Origin of the sequence: Aromatoleum evansii (assembly GCF_012910805.1) — a bacterium.
Classification (GTDB): Bacteria; Pseudomonadota; Gammaproteobacteria; order Burkholderiales; family Rhodocyclaceae; genus Aromatoleum; species Aromatoleum evansii.
This window is the reverse complement of record NZ_WTVK01000154.1, coordinates 1-1,397: the sequence shown is the minus strand read 5'-3', so window position 1 is coordinate 1,397 and position 1,397 is coordinate 1. Positions and strand designations below refer to the sequence as shown.

Genomic DNA, 1,397 nt, shown 5'->3' with positions numbered 1-1,397 from the left:
CTAGCAGGGCGTTGAAAATCTCGTCTTCACCTTCGGTTTCCAGCTTGCTGGAAAAAAATCGACATTGAAAAGCGCGCGCCTGCCCCGTGATCATTCCGATTCAAGCGGACTTTTCCGTCGAGCGTGCTACCGCAAATCAGCAGCGCTCCTGTCGCCGCAAAGAGATGGTTTTTCGTCCACAACTTCTTCCATCCGCAGAGCGCAATGGCGCTCGCGAATCACGGTGCCAGCAGATTGCCCAATCTCGTCAGGTTATAGGCCGAGAAATTGAGCAACGCATGCGCACCGATTCGATCCAGCCCACGCGCCATCGCATGGCGCAGGGTGCCAATCTCCTTCGCCCAGCCAAAGGCCTCTTCGATCATCTTGCGCCGACGCAGGCTGACCGCGTAGCCCGGGGTCGACTTCACTTTCTCTGGTACCGCGCCGCCCTTGGTTTTGGCCGCGACATGCGGGGCAATCCCAAGGGGCTCGAGCGCGGCGATGAACTCGGCGGTGTCATACCCTCGGTCGGCCGCCAGTGTTGGCTTGTGCGTCGAATTGCCCGGTTTGATGCTGCGCTTGGCCATCACCAACGCCGCCTCACGCTCGGCGGTTCCGGTGGCCGTCGTGGTGTGGACATCGACGATCAGGCCGTGCCGATTCTCGGCCAGCGCATGCGTGGTGTAGCTCAGATACGCCACGCCACCACCCTTGCTGGCCAGCAGCGCCTGCGGGTCGGTACGCGAGACGTGCGTCTTGTTCGAGCGTTTCTTGCCGCGAAAGTCCACCTCGGGGTTACGCCCCTGGTCCGGTCCCGGCGGCTCGTCCGAGTTGTCGCGAGCCCTCAGGCTCTTGTGCGAGGCCCACGCCCGCAACAGCGAACCGTCGACGCTGAAATGCTCGTCCGACACCAGTTCGGCCCATTCGGCCACCGCCACCACGCCACCGAAGAACTCGCGCATCACGCTCTCCTTGAGGAGTCGCTCGCGATTGGCGCTGAACGTCGAGTGATCCCATACCGGCTCGTCCAGCGTCAGGCCGACGAACCAGCGGAACATCATGTTGAAGTCGATATGCTCGACCAGCGCACGCTCCGAGCGAATCGAAAACAGACATTGCAACAACGAAGCTCGCAGCAATCGTTCCGGTGCAATCGACGGACGTCCGCCCTCGGCATACAGCGCATCGAAGTGCGGCGACATCGTGCGCAAAACCATATCGGCCAGCGTCTTGATCCGGCGCAAAGGGTGATCCGGGTCAATTCGGTCTTCGATATTGACGTAGCTGAACAGGGCGCCTTGTTTGTGGTCGATGCCGCGCATGGGAATAATCGGTGTCGTAATGCGAACGTAATTATATCAGCCGTAGAACCCGCGTAGATGCTGGAAAACGTATTAAATCAACACCCTGCTAGG

The 1,397-nt window shown here is 60.3% G+C and carries 1 protein-coding gene; it reads right to left on the bottom strand.

Annotation, left to right across the window (positions count from 1 at the left end; all coding sequences use genetic code 11):
- Nucleotides 1-218: 218 nt before the first annotated feature.
- The gene (locus tag GO615_RS27625; protein ID WP_169133048.1) at nt 219-1,304 is read right to left on the bottom strand and encodes an IS5 family transposase; all 1,086 of its coding nucleotides are present in this window, start codon (nt 1,302-1,304) and stop codon (nt 219-221) included.
- Between the last annotated feature and the right edge of the window lie 93 nt (nt 1,305-1,397).

What these genes read in the sequence shown, in the direction of transcription:
- GO615_RS27625 (WP_169133048.1), bottom strand. Translation starts at nt 1,304, where the DNA reads ATGCGCGGCATCGACCACAAACAAGGCGCCCTGTTCAGCTACGTCAAT.